General features: G+C 70.8%; 15 protein-coding genes. 1 reads left to right on the top strand and 14 read right to left on the bottom strand.

Translation table 11 applies throughout. From position 1 onward, the window contains the following. Window positions 1-28: 28 nt before the first annotated feature. The 13 genes from metK to pyrR form a co-directional block, all read right to left on the bottom strand. Window positions 29-1,237, bottom strand: coding sequence for a methionine adenosyltransferase (metK, locus tag HYQ63_RS35245; RefSeq protein WP_179937790.1), 1,209 nt, complete (start codon window positions 1,235-1,237; stop codon window positions 29-31). Between the two features lie 321 nt (window positions 1,238-1,558). Continuing rightward, window positions 1,559-2,776 carry a bifunctional phosphopantothenoylcysteine decarboxylase/phosphopantothenate--cysteine ligase CoaBC gene (gene coaBC, locus HYQ63_RS35240; RefSeq protein WP_179937789.1) on the bottom strand — a complete coding sequence of 406 codons (1,218 nt, stop codon included), beginning with the start codon at window positions 2,774-2,776 and terminating at the stop codon, window positions 1,559-1,561. Between the two features lie 96 nt (window positions 2,777-2,872). Continuing rightward, window positions 2,873-3,133, bottom strand: coding sequence for a DNA-directed RNA polymerase subunit omega (gene rpoZ / locus HYQ63_RS35235; RefSeq protein ID WP_020867048.1), 261 nt, complete (start codon window positions 3,131-3,133; stop codon window positions 2,873-2,875). A gap of 58 nt (window positions 3,134-3,191) precedes the next feature. Continuing rightward, window positions 3,192-3,758, bottom strand: a complete 567-nt coding sequence (gmk, locus tag HYQ63_RS35230; protein ID WP_009713617.1) for a guanylate kinase — start codon at window positions 3,756-3,758, stop codon at window positions 3,192-3,194. Between the two features lie 39 nt (window positions 3,759-3,797). After that, on the bottom strand, window positions 3,798-4,121 hold the full coding sequence (locus HYQ63_RS35225) for an integration host factor (protein WP_009713618.1): 324 nt from the start codon (window positions 4,119-4,121) through the stop codon (window positions 3,798-3,800). Between the two features lie 204 nt (window positions 4,122-4,325). Next, window positions 4,326-5,183, bottom strand: coding sequence for an orotidine-5'-phosphate decarboxylase (gene pyrF, locus HYQ63_RS35220; RefSeq protein ID WP_179937788.1), 858 nt, complete (start codon window positions 5,181-5,183; stop codon window positions 4,326-4,328). Window positions 5,184-5,278: 95 nt separating this feature from the next. After that, window positions 5,279-6,379, bottom strand: a complete 1,101-nt coding sequence (locus tag HYQ63_RS35215; protein ID WP_179937787.1) for a quinone-dependent dihydroorotate dehydrogenase — start codon at window positions 6,377-6,379, stop codon at window positions 5,279-5,281. 76 nt (window positions 6,380-6,455) lie between these two features. Further along, a complete protein-coding gene (gene carB, locus HYQ63_RS35210; RefSeq protein ID WP_179937786.1) occupies window positions 6,456-9,767 on the bottom strand; it encodes a carbamoyl-phosphate synthase large subunit in 3,312 nt (1,103 codons plus the stop codon). Further along, window positions 9,760-10,899 carry a glutamine-hydrolyzing carbamoyl-phosphate synthase small subunit gene (carA, locus tag HYQ63_RS35205; RefSeq protein ID WP_179937785.1) on the bottom strand — a complete coding sequence of 380 codons (1,140 nt, stop codon included), beginning with the start codon at window positions 10,897-10,899 and terminating at the stop codon, window positions 9,760-9,762. The genes carB and carA overlap by 8 nt, the downstream gene beginning before the upstream one ends. Further along, window positions 10,896-11,498, bottom strand: coding sequence for a hypothetical protein (locus HYQ63_RS35200; protein ID WP_179940829.1), 603 nt, complete (start codon window positions 11,496-11,498; stop codon window positions 10,896-10,898). The genes carA and HYQ63_RS35200 overlap by 4 nt, the downstream gene beginning before the upstream one ends. Window positions 11,499-11,503: 5 nt before the next feature. Further along, a complete protein-coding gene (locus HYQ63_RS35195; RefSeq protein ID WP_179937784.1) occupies window positions 11,504-12,799 on the bottom strand; it encodes a dihydroorotase in 1,296 nt (431 codons plus the stop codon). Between the two features lie 2 nt (window positions 12,800-12,801). After that, window positions 12,802-13,782, bottom strand: coding sequence for an aspartate carbamoyltransferase catalytic subunit (locus tag HYQ63_RS35190; protein ID WP_179937783.1), 981 nt, complete (start codon window positions 13,780-13,782; stop codon window positions 12,802-12,804). A 147-nt stretch (window positions 13,783-13,929) separates the two neighbouring features. Continuing rightward, window positions 13,930-14,514 carry a bifunctional pyr operon transcriptional regulator/uracil phosphoribosyltransferase PyrR gene (pyrR, locus tag HYQ63_RS35185; protein WP_179937782.1) on the bottom strand — a complete coding sequence of 195 codons (585 nt, stop codon included), beginning with the start codon at window positions 14,512-14,514 and terminating at the stop codon, window positions 13,930-13,932. A gap of 221 nt (window positions 14,515-14,735) precedes the next feature. On the opposite strand from pyrR, the gene bldD reads away from it, so the two are divergent. Continuing rightward, window positions 14,736-15,236 (top strand): transcriptional regulator BldD, encoded by a 501-nt coding sequence (gene bldD / locus HYQ63_RS35180; RefSeq protein WP_014056259.1) that lies wholly within the window; start codon window positions 14,736-14,738, stop codon window positions 15,234-15,236. A 121-nt stretch (window positions 15,237-15,357) separates the two neighbouring features. Here bldD and nusB read toward each other — a convergent pair whose 3' ends face one another. Next, entirely contained in the window at window positions 15,358-15,831 is a 474-nt protein-coding gene (gene nusB / locus HYQ63_RS35175) for a transcription antitermination factor NusB (RefSeq protein ID WP_179937781.1), read from the bottom strand. Between the last annotated feature and the right edge of the window lies 1 nt (window position 15,832).

Here is a 15,832-nt window from a genome sequence, read left to right as displayed (position 1 = left end):
GTACCGCAAGCCGGAGGTGCGGTGGTCCTTACAGACCGGCCGCCGCGCGGAGGGCGTCGACGCGGTCGGTGCGCTCCCAGGTGAAGTCGGAGTCCTCACGGCCGAAGTGACCGTAGGCCGCCGTCTGGGCGTAGATCGGGCGGAGCAGGTCCAGGTCGCGGATGATCGCGGCCGGACGCAGGTCGAAGACCTCGGAGATGGCCTTCTCGATCTTCTCGGCGTCGATCGTGGCGGTGCCGAACGTCTCCACGAACAGACCGACCGGCTCGGCCTTGCCGATCGCGTACGCGACCTGGACCTCGCAGCGCTGCGCGAGACCCGCGGCCACGACGTTCTTGGCTACCCAGCGCATCGCGTACGCCGCGGAGCGGTCGACCTTGGACGGGTCCTTGCCGGAGAAGGCGCCGCCACCGTGGCGGGACATGCCGCCGTAGGTGTCGATGATGATCTTGCGGCCGGTCAGGCCCGCGTCACCCATCGGGCCACCGATCTCGAAGCGGCCGGTCGGGTTGACCAGCAGCCGGTAGCCCTCGGTGTCCAGCTTGATGCCGTCCTCGACCAGTTGGTTCAGCACGTGCTCGACCACGAACTCCTTGATGTCAGGAGCCAGCAGCGAGTCCAGGTCGATGTCGGAGGCGTGCTGCGAGGAGACGACGACGGTGTCCAGGCGGACCGCCTTGTGGCCGTCGTACTCGATGGTGACCTGGGTCTTGCCGTCCGGGCGCAGGTACGGGATGGTCCCGTTCTTCCGGACCTCGGACAGCCGGCGGGAGAGCCGGTGCGCCAGGTTGATCGGCAGCGGCATCAGCTCGGGCGTCTCGTCGCACGCGTAGCCGAACATCAGGCCCTGGTCGCCCGCGCCCTGCTTGTCCAGCTCGTCCTCGTCGCCCTCGACCCGCAGCTCATAGGCGGAGTCGACGCCCTGGGCGATGTCGGGGGACTGCGAGCCGATGGACACCGAGACGCCGCAGGAGGCGCCGTCGAAGCCCTTCTTCGACGAGTCGTAGCCGATGTCGAGGACCTTGTTGCGGACGAGCGTCGCGATATCGGCGTACGCCTTGGTGGTCACCTCACCGGCGACGTGGACCAGGCCGGTGGTGATCAGGGTCTCGACGGCGACCCGGGAGGTCGGGTCCTCCTTGAGGAGCGCGTCGAGGATGGAGTCGCTGATCTGGTCAGCGATCTTGTCGGGGTGACCCTCGGTCACAGATTCCGAGGTGAACAGGCGGCGGGACACATCGCTCCCTGGGGTTGCAGCGGCTGCTGGCTGATCATGGGCGGGACCGCCCGGGGGCTGCGCCCGGTGCGGTTCCTGGGCCAGTTTATCCGGCGTTTCCGCCGGTAGAGCATCCCCGTCCCACAGAACGGGCAGGCCATGACCTGGAACATACCTCGCCTCGAGCTGAAATACAGCAAGGCCCCCATGACAGATCGCTGTCATGGTCCGATCGGGCGCTCCCTGCCCTGGATCAACCCACGGTGCCGGCAATGCCTACCCACGTACGGCCGAAGGTCACGCGAATGTCTTGTGAAGATCACGCGAAGGCCGGTCACCGGCTCACTCGAAACGGGCCGCCACCAGGTCCCAGACCCGGTCGGCCAGGACCTCCTTCGGGCCGTACGGAACGGGCGTCTCGGCGCCGTCCGCCGCGAGCACCACCGCCTCGTTCTCCTCCGCGCCGAAGGTCTTGTGCTCCCCCACCTCGTTCACCACGAGCAGATCGCAGCCCTTGCGGGCGAGCTTCTCGCGGCCGTTGACGAGGACGTCATCGGTCTCGGCGGCGAAGCCGACGACGATCTGTCCGGGACGCGCACGCTCCGCGGAGATTTCCGCCAGAACGTCCGGGTTACGCACCAGAGCGACCGGTTCGGGCTCCTGCCCGTCCCGCTTCTTGATCTTCCCCGGGGCGTAGTGGGCGGGCCGGAAGTCGGCGACCGCGGCCGCCATCACCACGGCGTCGGCGTCGGCGGCGGCCTTCAGGACCGCCTCCCGCAGCTGGACCGCGGTCCCCACCCGCACCACATCGGCACCGGCCGGGGCGGGCAGCTCGCTGTTGGCGGAGACAAGTGTCACCCTGGCGCCCCGGGCCACGGCGGCGCGGGCCAGGGCGTACCCCTGCTTGCCGGTGGAGCGGTTGCCCAGGTAGCGCACCGGGTCCAGCGGCTCGCGGGTGCCTCCGGCGCTGATCACCACATGGCGTCCGGCCAGATCGGCACGGACCGCCTCGGGCCCGCGGGTCAGCACCCGGCGGGAGACCTCGAAGATCTCCTGGGGGTCCGGCAGCCGCCCCTTGCCGGTGTCCACACCGGTCAGGCGCCCCACGGCGGGCTCGATGACCACACAGCCGCGGCGGCGCAGGGTCGCCACGTTCTCCTGGGTCGCGGGGTGCTCCCACATCTCGGTGTGCATGGCGGGGGCGAAGACGACCGGACACCGGGCGGTCAGCAGCGTATTGGTGAGCAGGTCGTCGGCGAGGCCGTGGGCGGCCTTGGCGAGCAGATCGGCGGTGGCGGGGGCGACCACGACCAGCTCCGCGGACTGGCCGATGCGCACGTGCGGCACCTCGTGGACGGACTCCCACACCTCGGTACCGGCCGGATGCCCGGAGAGCGCCGACCAGGTCGCCTCGCCGACGAAGTGCAGCGCCGAGGCGGTCGGCACGACGCGGACGTCATGCCCGGACTCCGTCAGCCGCCGCAGCAGCTCGCACGCCTTGTAGGCGGCGATCCCGCCGCCGACCCCCAGCACGACCCGGGGCTTGTCCGCCATGGTCATCGCTCGCCTCTTCCCCGCCGTCCGGCGTTACGTACCCATGACACACCACAAGCCCGGCGGCGAGGCCGCCGGGCCGGTGATGAGCGATTTCGGACCTTACTGAGCCGGGCCCTCGATGGCCTCGGAGGTCAGCAGACCCGCGTTGATCTCGCGGAGCGCGATCGACAGCGGCTTCTCGTGGACGTGGGTGTCCACCAGGGGGCCGACGTACTCGAGCAGACCCTCACCGAGCTGCGAGTAGTACGCGTTGATCTGACGGGCACGCTTGGCCGCGTAGATCACGAGGCTGTACTTCGAGTCGGTCGCCTCGAGCAGCTCATCAATCGGAGGGTTGATGATGCCCTCGGGCGCGGTCATGGGAGAGGACACTCTCTAGCCTTCCTTATTACGCCTCATGGCAAGAATGAATTGAAGATCAAGCCACTCGCATCAAGGCTAGCAGCTCACTCGCCACGTCCTCGACGGAGGTATTGACCAGGGTGGTATCGAACTCGGATTCGGCGGCCAGCTCGATACGGGCCGCCTCCAGCCGCCGCTCGATGACCTCGGGAGCCTCGGTCCCCCGGCCGGTGAGCCGACGGACCAGCTCCTCCCAGCTGGGCGGCGCGAGGAAGACCAGCTGGGCCTCCGGCATGGACTCGCGGATCTGCCGCGCGCCCTGGAGGTCGATCTCCAGCAGCACCGGCTCGCCCGCGTCGAGCCGGTCGATGACCGCTTCGCGGGGGGTGCCGTAGCGGTTGCCGGCGAACTCGGCCCACTCCAGCAGCTCACCGTTGGCGATGAGCTTGTCGAACTCCCCGTCGTCCACGAAGAAGTACTGAACACCGTGCCGCTCACCGGGGCGGGGCCTACGGGTCGTGGCGGAGACCGAGAGCCAGACCTCGGGATGTGCCTTGCGCATATGCGCGACGACCGTGCTCTTACCGACCCCGGAGGGGCCGGAGAGCACGGTCAGCCGCGGGCGTACTGGATGTGCTGCCATGCAGCAGATTATCCAGGTTCCCGGCAGTGCCGGAAAACGTCAGCCGGCGGCGCCGCCGAACTCACGCTCGAGGGATGCGATCTGGTTGGAGCCGAGCCCGCGCACACGACGGCTCTCGGAGATGCCGAGCCGCTCCATGATCTGCTTGGCGCGGACCTTGCCGACGCCGGGCAGGGACTCCAGGAGGGCGGAGACCTTCATCTTGCCGATGACATCGTTCTCCTGGCCCTGCTTGATGACCTCGTGCAGAGACGCGCCGGAGTGCTTGAGCCGATTCTTGACCTCGGCGCGCTCCCGGCGAGCCGCGGCGGCCTTTTCGAGCGCGGCTGCGCGCTGTTCAGGGGTAAGGGGCGGAAGAGCCACGCCTACGTCACCTCGGATGTCGAACTGTCGGATATGGACCGGTGAGGAACCTAGTCGGCCCTCACCTGCGGAGCAACGCGCAACGCAACAGCGCGTTCGCTCTCGTCGGAGACTAGCGGCCGATCCCGCTCCAGTCAGCGAGAACAGACGAAAAGTCCTGGTCAGACTCTCTCGACTGGGACATTCAGGGACAAAATAGCCCGGTTATTCGGCCACGGCACGCACGTCATCAGCCATTCGGGCCGCCGCCTCGACCAGTGCGGAGGCATCCGGTCCGTATGAGAGGACCCCGCGGCTGACGCTCGGGACGACGTTCCGGACCGCCGCTCCGAACACCTGAGGAAGGTCCGCGGGGGTCGCCCCCTGGGCGCCGATGCCGGGGGCCAGCAGCGGGCCGTCGATCGCCAGCTCCGCCCCGATCCGTTCCGCCGTGGCGCCGAGGGTCGCCCCGACGACCGCGCCGTACGAGCCGAGGGCGCCCTTTGCGGCCTCCTCGGCGTTCTCGGCCTTGAGGTGGGCCAGCACGGACGCGGCGACGGTCGTCCCGTCGGGCCGCGTCGCGTGCTGCACCTCGGCGCCCTCGGGGTTGGACGTCAGCGCCAGCACGAAGACCCCCGCGCCGCTCGCCCGCGCGGCGTCCAGCGCGGGGCGCAGCGAGCCGAAGCCGAGGTAGGGGCTGACGGTGACCGCGTCCGAGAACAGCGGGCTGGTGGGGTCGAGGTAGGCGGCGGCGTACGCGGCCATCGTGGACCCGATGTCGCCGCGCTTGGCGTCCATCAGCACCAGCGCCCCGGCGTCCCGGGCGTCCGCCACGGCGCGCTCCAGCACGGCGATGCCGCGCGAGCCGAAGCGCTCGAAGAAGGCAGACTGCGGCTTGAGGACGGCGACGCGCCCGGCGAGCGCGTCCACGACGGTCCGCGTGAACCGCTCGAGCCCCGCGACATCGTCCCCGAGCCCCCAGTCGGCGAGCAGGGAGGCGTGCGGGTCGATGCCGACACAGAGCGGACCACGCTCGTCCATGGCCCGGCGCAGGCGCGTACCGAAGGGGGTGGGTGCGGTCATGGTTCTCTCCTCGGGAAATTCCAGCCCCTCCGGCGTTTGAGGAGCGGGGTCTGGGGCGGAGCCCCAGCGGGGGTGTGGGGGCGGAGCCCCACCCACTACGCGACCGCCTCGGCCCCCACCGCGTCGGCCAGGGTGTCGTACGGGGACGCGGCGAGCCGGGCGGCCAGCCCCCGGTGGATCTCGCGGGCCCAGAACGGCCCGCGGTAGATGAACGCGCTGTAGCCCTGCACCAGCGTCGCCCCCGCGAGGATCCGCTCCCACGCGTCGTCGGCCGTCTCGATCCCGCCCACGCCCACGAGCGTGAGCCGGTCCCCCACCCGCGCGTACAGGCGCCGCAGCACCTCCAGCGAGCGGGCCTTGAGGGGCGCCCCGGACAGGCCACCGGTCTCCCCGGTAAGAGCCGCGGGGGACGTCAGTCCGAGCCCGTCCCGCGCGATGGTCGTGTTCGTGGCGATGATGCCGTCCAGGCCCAGTTCGACGGCGAGGTCGGCGACCGCGTCCACGTCCGCGTCGGCGAGATCTGGCGCGATCTTTACCAGGAGCGGCACCCGGCGCCCGGTCACGGTCCGGTCGGCGGCCTCGCGGACCGCGGTCAGCAGCGGGCGCAGCTGGTCGACGGCCTGGAGGTTCCGCAGTCCGGGGGTGTTGGGCGAGGAGACGTTGACGACGAGGTAATCCGCGTGGGCGGCCAGTCGCTCGGTCGAGGTCACATAGTCGGCGACCGCTTCCGCCTCCGGGACGACCTTCGTCTTGCCGATGTTGACGCCGACCGTCGTACGGAACGCGGCGCGGCGGGCCGCGAGACGGGCGGCGACGGCGGCCGAGCCCTCGTTGTTGAAGCCCATGCGGTTGATCAGCGCACGGTCGCCGACCAGCCGGAAGAGCCGCTTCTTGGGGTTGCCGGGCTGCGGCCGGCCAGTGACGGTGCCGATCTCGACATGGTCGAAGCCGAGCATGGCCATGCCGTCGATCCCGGCGGCGTTCTTGTCGAACCCGGCGGCGAGCCCGAACGGCCCGTGCATCCGCAGGCCCAGCGCCTCGGTGCGCAGCGCCGTGTCACGCGGGGCGAGGACGGCCGCGAGGTACGTGCGCAGGACGGGGATGCGGGCGGCCAGCCGGATCCAGCCGAAGGCCAGGTGGTGGGCCTTCTCCGGGTCCATGCGCCGGAAGAGCAGGTTGAAGAGCAGCGAGTACATGGGGAGCTTTCTGCACACGAGGGGACGGGTGGGCTCGCGAAGAGGGGGACACCGGCCGGTGTCCCCCTCCCTCGCCTCACTCCTCGCGGGCGGCGGTCAGATGTTCCGCGTGTTCCTGGAGCGACCGGACGCCGACCGTGCCCCGGCCGAGGGCCTCGATGCCCTGGACGGCGGCGGCGAGGGCCTGGACGGTGGTCAGGCACGGGACGCCGCGGGCGACGGCCGCCGTACGGATGTCATAGCCGTCGAGGCGGCCGCCGGTGCCGTACGGGGTGTTGACGATCAGGTCGACGTCCCCGTCGTGGATGAGCTGGACGATGGTCTTCGTACCGTCCGGCCCCTCCCCCTCGCTGTGCTTGCGGACGACGGTGGCGTTGATGCCGTTGCGCTTGAGCACCTCCGCCGTGCCCGAGGTGGCCATCAGCTCGAAGCCGAGGCCGACCAGCTCCCGGGCCGGGAAGATCATCGAGCGCTTGTCGCGGTTGGCGACGGAGACGAAGGCGCGCCCCTTGGTGGGCAGCGCCCCGTACGCCCCGGCCTGCGACTTGGCGTACGCCGCGCCGAAGACCGAGTCGATGCCCATGACCTCGCCGGTCGAGCGCATCTCCGGGCCGAGGATGGTGTCCACCCCGCGCCCCGAGGCGTCGCGGAACCGCGACCAGGGCATCACGGCCTCCTTGACGGAGATCGGCGCGTCCAGCGGCAGCGTGCCGCCGTCACCGGTCGCGGGCAGCAGGCCCTCGGCGCGCAGCTCGGCGATGGTCGCGCCCAGCGAGATCCGGGCGGCGGCCTTGGCCAGCGGTACGGCGGTGGCCTTGGAGGTGAAGGGGACCGTGCGGGAGGCGCGCGGGTTCGCCTCCAAAACGTAGAGAATGTCCCCGGCCATGGCGAACTGGATGTTGATCAGTCCGCGGACGCCGACACCGCGCGCGATGGCCTCGGTGGAGGCGCGCAGCCGCTTGATGTCGAAGCCGCCGAGGGTGATCGGGGGCAGCGCGCACGCCGAGTCGCCGGAGTGGATACCGGCCTCCTCGATGTGCTCCATGACGCCGCCGAGGTACAGCTCCTGGCCGTCGTAGAGCGCGTCGACGTCGATTTCGATCGCGTCGTCGAGGAAGCGGTCGATCAGCACCGGGTGCTCGGAGATGAGGCCCGCGTGGCGCTCCAGGTACTCGGCGAGCGAGGACTCGTCGTAGACGATCTCCATGCCGCGGCCGCCCAGCACGTACGAGGGGCGGACCATGACCGGGTAGCCGATCTCGGCGGCGATGCCCTTGGCCTGCTCGAAGGAGAAGGCGGTGCCGTACTTGGGGGCGGGCAGCCCGGCCTCGGTCAGCACCCGGCCGAAGGCGCCGCGCTCCTCGGCGAGGTTGATGGCCTCGGGCGAGGTGCCGACGATGGGCACGCCGTTGTCCTTGAGGGCCTGGGCGAGGCCGAGCGGGGTCTGGCCGCCGAGCTGGACGATCACACCGGCGACCGGGCCCGCCGCCTGCTCGGCGTGGACGATCTCCAGGACGTCCTCCAGGGTGAGCGGCTCGAAGTAGAGCCGGTCGGAGGTGTCGTAGTCGGTGGAGACGGTCTCCGGGTTGCAGTTGACCATGACGGTCTCGTAGCCCGCGGCGCTCAGCGCGAACGAGGCGTGGACGCACGAGTAGTCGAACTCGATGCCCTGGCCGATGCGGTTGGGGCCGGAGCCGAGGATGATCACGGCCGGGGTCTCGCGGGGCGCGACCTCGGACTCCTCGTCGTAGGACGAGTAGAAGTACGGGGTCTTGGCGGCGAACTCGGCGGCGCAGGTGTCGACCGTCTTGTAGACGGGCCGGATGCCGAGCGCGTGCCGCACCTCGCGGACCACGTCCTCGCGCAGCGAGCGGATTCCGGCGATCTGGGCGTCGGAGAAGCCGTGCCGCTTGGCCTCGGCGAGCAGTTCGGGGCCGAGCTTGTCGGCGGTCGCCAGCTCGTCCGCGATCTCCTTGATCAGGAAGAGCTGGTCCACGAACCAGGGGTCGATCTTCGTGGTGTCGAAGACCTCCTGCGGGGTGGCCCCGGCGCGGATGGCCTGCATGACGGTGTTGATCCGGCCGTCGGTGGGGATCACGGCCCGCTGGAGGAGTTCGGCCTTGTCGCCGGGCTCGCCGGTGAAGTCGAACTGGCTGCCCTTCTTCTCCATCGAGCGCAGCGCCTTCTGGAGCGCCTCGGTGAAGTTACGGCCGATGGCCATGGCCTCGCCGACCGACTTCATGGTGGTGGTGAGGCGGGCGTCGGCGGCCGGGAACTTCTCGAACGCGAACCGCGGCACCTTGACCACGACGTAGTCGAGCGTGGGCTCGAAGGACGCCGGGGTCTTCTCGGTGATGTCGTTGGGGATCTCGTCCAGCGTGTAGCCGACGGCCAGCCGGGCGGCGATCTTCGCGATCGGGAAGCCGGTGGCCTTGGAGGCCAACGCGGAGGAGCGGGAGACGCGCGGGTTCATCTCGATGACGATGACTCGGCCGTCCTCGGGGTTGACCGCGAACTGGATGTTGCAGCCGCCGGTGTCCACGCCGACCTCGCGGATGACGGCGATGCCGATGTCCCGCAGCACCTGGTACTCGCGGTCGGTCAGCGTCATCGCCGGGGCGACGGTGATCGAGTCGCCGGTGTGGACGCCCATGGGGTCGAAGTTCTCGATGGAGCAGACGACCACGACGTTGTCGTGCTTGTCGCGCATCAGCTCCAGCTCGTACTCCTTCCAGCCCAGGATCGACTCCTCCAGCAGCACCTCGGTGGTGGGCGAGAGGTTCAGGCCCTGGCCGGCGATGCGGCGCAGCTCGTCCTCGTCGTGCGCGAAGCCGGAACCGGCGCCGCCCATGGTGAAGGACGGGCGGACGACGACGGGGTAGCCGCCGAGCTCGTCGACGCCCGCGAGGACCTCGTCCATGGAGTGGCAGATGACCGAGCGGGCGGACTCACCGTGGCCGATCTTGGCGTTGACGGCCTCGACGACCTCCTTGAACTGGTCGCGGTCCTCGCCCTTGTGGATCGCCTCGACGTTGGCGCCGATCAGCTCGACGCCGTACTCGTCGAGGGTGCCCGCCTCGTGCAGGGAGATGGCGGTGTTCAGGGCGGTCTGGCCGCCGAGGGTGGGCAGCAGCGCGTCGGGGCGCTCCTTGGCGATGATCTTCTCGACGTACTCCGGGGTGATCGGCTCGACGTACGTGGCGTCGGCGATCTCCGGGTCGGTCATGATCGTGGCCGGGTTGGAGTTGACCAGGATGACCCGCAGGCCCTCGGCCTTCAGCACCCGGCAGGCCTGGGTTCCGGAGTAGTCGAACTCGGCGGCCTGGCCGATGACGATCGGGCCGGAGCCGATGACCAGGACGGACTGGATGTCGGTGCGCTTAGGCACGCTGGCCCTCCAACAGGGTGACGAAGCGGTCGAACAGGTACCCGGCGTCGTGCGGGCCCGCGGCGGCTTCGGGGTGGTACTGGACGCTGAATGCGGGGCGGTCGAGCAGGCGCAGCCCCTCGACCACGTTGTCGTTGAGGCAGACGTGGGAGACCTCGGCCCGCCCGTAGGGGGTGTCGCTGGGCGCGTCGAGCGGCGCGTCCACGGCGAAGCCGTGGTTGTGCGCGGTGACCTCGACCTTGCCGGTGGTGCGGTCCTGCACCGGCTGGTTGATGCCGCGGTGGCCGTACTTCAGCTTGAAGGTGCCGAAGCCGAGCGCACGGCCCAGGATCTGGTTGCCGAAGCAGATGCCGAACAGCGGGGTGGACCGCTCCAGGACGGCGCGCATCAGGGAGACGGGGTGGTCGGCGGTGGCCGGGTCGCCCGGGCCGTTGGAGAAGAACACCCCGTCCGGGTTCACCGCGTAGATGTCGTCCACGGTGGCGGTGGCGGGCAGGACGTGCACCTCGATGCCGCGCTCGGCCATGCGGTGCGGGGTCATGCCCTTGATGCCCAGGTCGATCGCGGCGACGGTGAACCGCTTGGTGCCGACGGCCGGGACGACGTAGGTCTCCTGGGTCGCCACCTCGGCGCTCAGGTCGGCGCCCTTCATCTGCGGGGCGGCCCGCACCTTGGCGAGCAGCGCGGCCTCGTCCGAGATGGCCTCGCCGGAGAAGATGCCGACGCGCATGGCGCCGCGCTCGCGCAGATGGCGGGTGAGGGCGCGGGTGTCGACGCCGCTGATGCCGACGACGTCCTGGGCGATCAGCTCGTCGTCCAGCGAGCGGCGGGAGCGCCAGTTGGACGGCGTACGGGCCGGGTCGCGCACCACATAGCCGGAGACCCAGATGCGCCCGGACTCGGGGTCCTCGTCGTTGACGCCCGTGTTGCCGATGTGCGGGGCGGTCATGACGACGACCTGGCGGTGGTAGGACGGGTCGGTCAGGGTCTCCTGGTAGCCGGTCATCCCGGTGGAGAACACGGCCTCGCCGAAGGTCTCCCCCACGGCCCCGTAGGCGCGGCCACGGAAGGTACGGCCGTCCTCCAGGACGAGAACGGCGGGGGTCTGGGCCCCCCTGGTGGAGGTCGTCATCGTGCGCCTTCCTGGTTGTGCTCGGTGTGCTTGACGTCGCCGGTGACGTCGGGGGCGTCGAGGTTCGTGGCGCCGAGGGCTTCGACCCAGGCCGCGTGCTCGGCGGCGCGGTCGGAGCGGAAACCGGAATCGATCTGCCGGTCGCCGAGCTGCCAGGTGACGATCAGCAGCCCGCCCTCGGCGAGGACCTTGCCCGCGATGCCCTTGTCAAGCCGGGCGCCGCGGAGGCTTCCGGCCGGGATGAAGAAGTCCTGGGCGCCGGGCCGTACGACGCTCACGCCCTCCTCGGTGAGGGTCAGCTCGACGCGGCTGCGGGTGCCGAGGCCCCGGGCCACGATGCGGTCGAGCCACTGTCCCGCGGTGGTGGAGCCGTGGTAGCGGCCGGTGAGCGTCAGCCGCGCGGGGCCCGCTGCGGCCGGGAGCTCGGGCAGCTCGGGCAGGTCGCCCTGGAGCGTGCCGCGCCACTTCCAGCCCTCGCGCATCAGCCAGTAGACCAGCGCGATGAAGAGCAGCAGCCCGACGACCCAGCCGATGCGGGCGGCCCAGTCGGTGACGTCCTGGGACCGCTGCTCGGCGGCCAAGGAGGTCAGGGGGGTCAGAGATATCACGCCAGCTTCCCGTCCACGACCGTCGCCCGGCCCCGCAGGAAGGTGTGCGTCACCCGGCCCGGCAGTTCCCGGCCCTCGTAGGGGGTGTTGCGACTGCGGGAGGCGAAGCCCGCGGGGTTCACCTCACCACGGTAAGCGGAGTCCAGCAGGGTGAGGTTGGCGGGCTCCCCGGCGGCGATGGGGCGGCCCTGGCCGGTGAGCCGGCCGATGGCGGAGGGGCGGGTGGACATGCGGTCGGCGACGCCCGCCCAGTCCAGCAGCCCGGTATCGACCATGGTGTGCTGGACGACGGACAGCGCGGTCTCCAGGCCGACCATGCCCATGGCCGCCGCGCCCCACTCGCAGTCCTTGTCCTCGTGCGGGTGCGGGGCGTGGTCGGTGGCGACGCAGTCGATGGTGCCGTCGGCCAGCGCCTCGCGCAGCGCCATGACGTCGGCCTCGGTGCGCAGCGGCGGATTCACCTTGTAGACGGGGTCGTACGAGCGCACCAGCTCGTCGGTGAGCAGCAGGTGGTGCGGGGTGACCTCGGCGGTGACCCGCCAGCCCTTGGACTTGGCCCAGCGGACGATCTCGACCGAGCCCGCGGTGGACAGGTGGCAGATGTGCACCCGGGAGCCGACGTGCGCGGCGAGCAGCACATCGCGGGCGATGATCGACTCCTCGGCGACGGCCGGCCAGCCGCCCAGGCCCAGTTCGGCGGAGACGATGCCCTCGTTCATCTGGGCGCCCTCGGTGAGCCGCGGCTCCTGGGCGTGCTGGGCGATGACGCCGTCGAACGCCTTCACGTACTCCAGGGCGCGGCGCATGATCACGGCGTCGTCGACGCACTTGCCGTCGTCGGAGAAGACCCGGACACCGGCGGCGGACTCGTGCATCGCGCCCAGCTCGGCGAGCTTCTTGCCCTCCAGGCCGACGGTGACGGCGCCGATGGGCTGCACATCGCAGTAGCCGGACTCCTTGCCGAGCCGCCACACCTGCTCCACGACGCCCGCGGTGTCGGCGACCGGGAAGGTGTTGGCCATGGCGTGGACGGCGGTGAAGCCGCCGACCGCGGCGGCCTTGGTGCCGGTGAGGACGGTCTCGGAGTCCTCCCGGCCGGGCTCGCGCAGATGGGTGTGGAGGTCGACCAGGCCCGGCAGGAGGATCTGCCCGGCGGCGTCGATCACGGTGGCGCCGTCCGCGTCGAGGCCGGCGCCGACGGCGGCGATGCGCTCGCCCTCGATCAGCACGTCCTGCGGCTCGCCGCCGAGCACCTGCGCGCCGCGCAGCAGCGTCTTGTTCGTGTCGCTCATGGTTACTGGTTCTCCTCGGTGCGGGCGGCGGTGACGGCGGGCTCGTTGCCGCCGAGCAGCAGGTACAGGACGGCCATGCGGATCGAGACGCCGTTGGCGACCTGCTCGACGGCGGTGCAGCGGTCGGAGTCGGCGACCTCGGCGGTGATCTCCATGCCGCGGTTCATCGGCCCGGGGTGCATGACGATGGCGTGCTCCGGCATGCGGGCCATCCGGTCGGCGTCCAGGCCGTAGCGGCGCGCGTACTCGCGCTCGGTGGGGAAGAAGGCGGCGTTCATGCGCTCGCGCTGGACCCGCAGCATCATCACGGCGTCGGACTTGCCCACCACCGCGTCCAGGTCGTACGAGACGTCACAGGGCCAGCTCTCGACGCCGAAGGGGACGAGGGTGGGCGGGGCGACCAGGGTGACGTCGGCGCCGAGGGTGGACAGCAGGTGGACGTTGGAGCGGGCCACCCGGCTGTGCAGCACGTCGCCGACGATGGTGATGCGGCGGCCGGACAGGTCCTGGCCCACGCCGGAGGCCCCGGAGGCCAGGCGGCGGCGCATGGTGAACGCGTCGAGCAGCGCCTGCGTGGGGTGCTCATGGGTGCCGTCGCCCGCGTTGACGACCGAGCCGTTGATCCAGCCGGAGGTGGCGAGCCGGTGCGGGGCGCCGGAGGAGGGGTGCCGGATGACGACGGCGTCGGCGCCCATCGCCTCCAGGGTGAGCGCGGTGTCCTTCAGGGACTCGCCCTTGGAGACCGAGGAGCCCTTGGCGGAGAAGTTGATGACGTCGGCGGACAGCCGCTTGGCGGCCGCCTCGAAGGAGATGCGGGTGCGGGTCGAGTCCTCGAAGAAGAGGTTCACGACGGTGCGGCCGCGCAGGGTCGGCAGCTTCTTGATCGGCCGGTCGGCGAGCCGGGCCAGCTCCTCGGCGGTGTCGAGGATCAGGACGGCGTCGTCGCGCGAGAGGTCGGCGGCCGAGATGAGGTGACGCTTCATCCGGTTGCTCCGTGGTTGAGGAGGTGTGCGGGCGTACGGGCGGGCAGGCGCCTGGTCCGGTGCCGGGCCGCGGGGCCCTCGCACCGGTGGACGACGGTGACCGGGTACCCGGGATCGCCGGGAGCCGTCGCCGTCGGTACCGGGGCGCTACTTTCCGTCCGCGGGGGTGGTCTCGCGCAGGCCGAGGAGCACGCTGTCGCGCCCGTCCTCCTCGGTGAGCTGGACCTTGACCGTCTCCCGCAGCGACGTGGGGAGGTTCTTGCCGACGTAGTCGGCCCGGATCGGCAGTTCCCGGTGCCCGCGGTCGACGAGGACCGCGAGCTGCACGGCGCGCGGCCGCCCGATGTCACCGAGGGCGTCGAGCGCGGCGCGGATGGTGCGGCCGGAGAAGAGCACGTCGTCGACGAGGACGACCAGGCGGCCGTCGATGCCGTCGTCGGGGATGTCGGTGCGGGCCAGCGCGCGGGCGGGCCGCAGTCGCAGGTCGTCGCGGTACATCGTGATGTCGAGCGAGCCGACCGGCAGCTCACCGGGCGACCTGCCGGTGATCTCCTCCAGCCGGGCGGCCAGCCGCCGGGCGAGGAAGACACCGCGGGTGGGGATGCCGAGCAGCACCACGTCGTCGGCGCCCTTGGCGCGCTCGACGATCTCGTGGGCGATGCGGGTCAGAACGCGCGCGATGTCCGGTGCTTCCAGCACGGAACGCGCGGCGTCCGAGGTGCGTGCGTCCATGGTTACGGACCTCCTTCTCCGCCTCACGGGACGGACCTTAAAGGACGTCGGATTTGCGCCATTCACAGTAGCAGGGGCGCATGGGGCGCTCGTCAACACCCCTGGCGAGAGCCCCTCCGCTCCATTCGGCTTGACGAATGGAGATTACGCTACGTAACCTTCACAGTGAGTTACCAGCCGCGCGGCCGAGCCGCACGTCGATTCAGTGTCCGGGGAGCTTTATGTCCAGCGAATACGCCAAACAGCTCGGGGCCAAGCTCCGCGCCATCCGCACCCAGCAGGGCCTCTCCCTTCACGGCGTCGAGGAGAAGTCCCAGGGCCGGTGGAAGGCCGTGGTGGTGGGATCGTACGAGCGCGGTGACCGCGCCGTGACCGTCCAGCGTCTCGCCGAACTGGCCGACTTCTACGGCGTCCCGGTGCAGGAGCTGCTGCCGGGCACCAGCCCGGCCGGGGCGGCCGAGCCGCCGCCGAAGCTGGTGCTGGACCTGGAGCGGCTGGCCCATGTGCCGGTCGAGAAGGCGGGCCCGCTCCAGCGGTACGCCGCCACGATCCAGAGCCAGCGCGGTGACTACAACGGAAAGGTGCTCTCGATCCGTCAGGACGATCTGCGCACCCTCGCCGTGATCTACGACCAGTCGCCGTCCGTGCTGACGGAACAGCTGATCAGCTGGGGAGTGCTGGGCGCCGACGCGCGCCGCGCGGTCCAGCACGAGGATGTGTGACGCGCGCCCGTCGCGCTCTCGCACCCTCTCCACCAGCAGAAACGTGCCGCCGGGGGCGGTGGAAGTGCCGTATGGCCTCCACCGCCCCCGGCGGCTGTGTAACGGGGTCCTGCCGACTGCCCTACGCCTGGGTCTCCTGGTCGCGGGACTCCCCGTCGCGGGACTCCTGGTCGCGGCGCAGCCCCGGCTTCAGCTCCTTGAGCCGGCCCAGCAGACCGTTGACGAACGACGGCGAGTCGTCGGTGGAGAACTCCTTGGCGAGCTGCACCGCCTCGTCGATCACCACGGCGTCCGGAGTCGCGTCCTCCCACACCAGCTCATAGGCGCCGAGCCGCAGGATGTTCCGGTCGACGACCGGCATCCGGTCCAGCGTCCAGCCCACCGCGTAGGTGGCGAGCAGCTCGTCGATCCGGGCGGTGTGCTCCGCGTACCCCTCGACGAGCTGCATCGTGTATTCGCTGACCGGCGGCTGCCGGTCGTCGGTCCGGGCGTGCCGTATCCAGTCCGCGAGGACGGTCTGCACGGAGCTGCCACGCTGGTCGGCCTCGAAAAGGATCTGAAAGGCACGCTTACGGGCCTTGTTGCGGGCAGCCACG

This window comes from Streptomyces sp. Rer75 (assembly GCF_013414305.1).
Taxonomy (GTDB): domain Bacteria; phylum Actinomycetota; class Actinomycetes; order Streptomycetales; family Streptomycetaceae; genus Streptomyces; species Streptomyces himastatinicus.
This window is presented reverse-complemented; position numbering and strand designations above follow the sequence as displayed.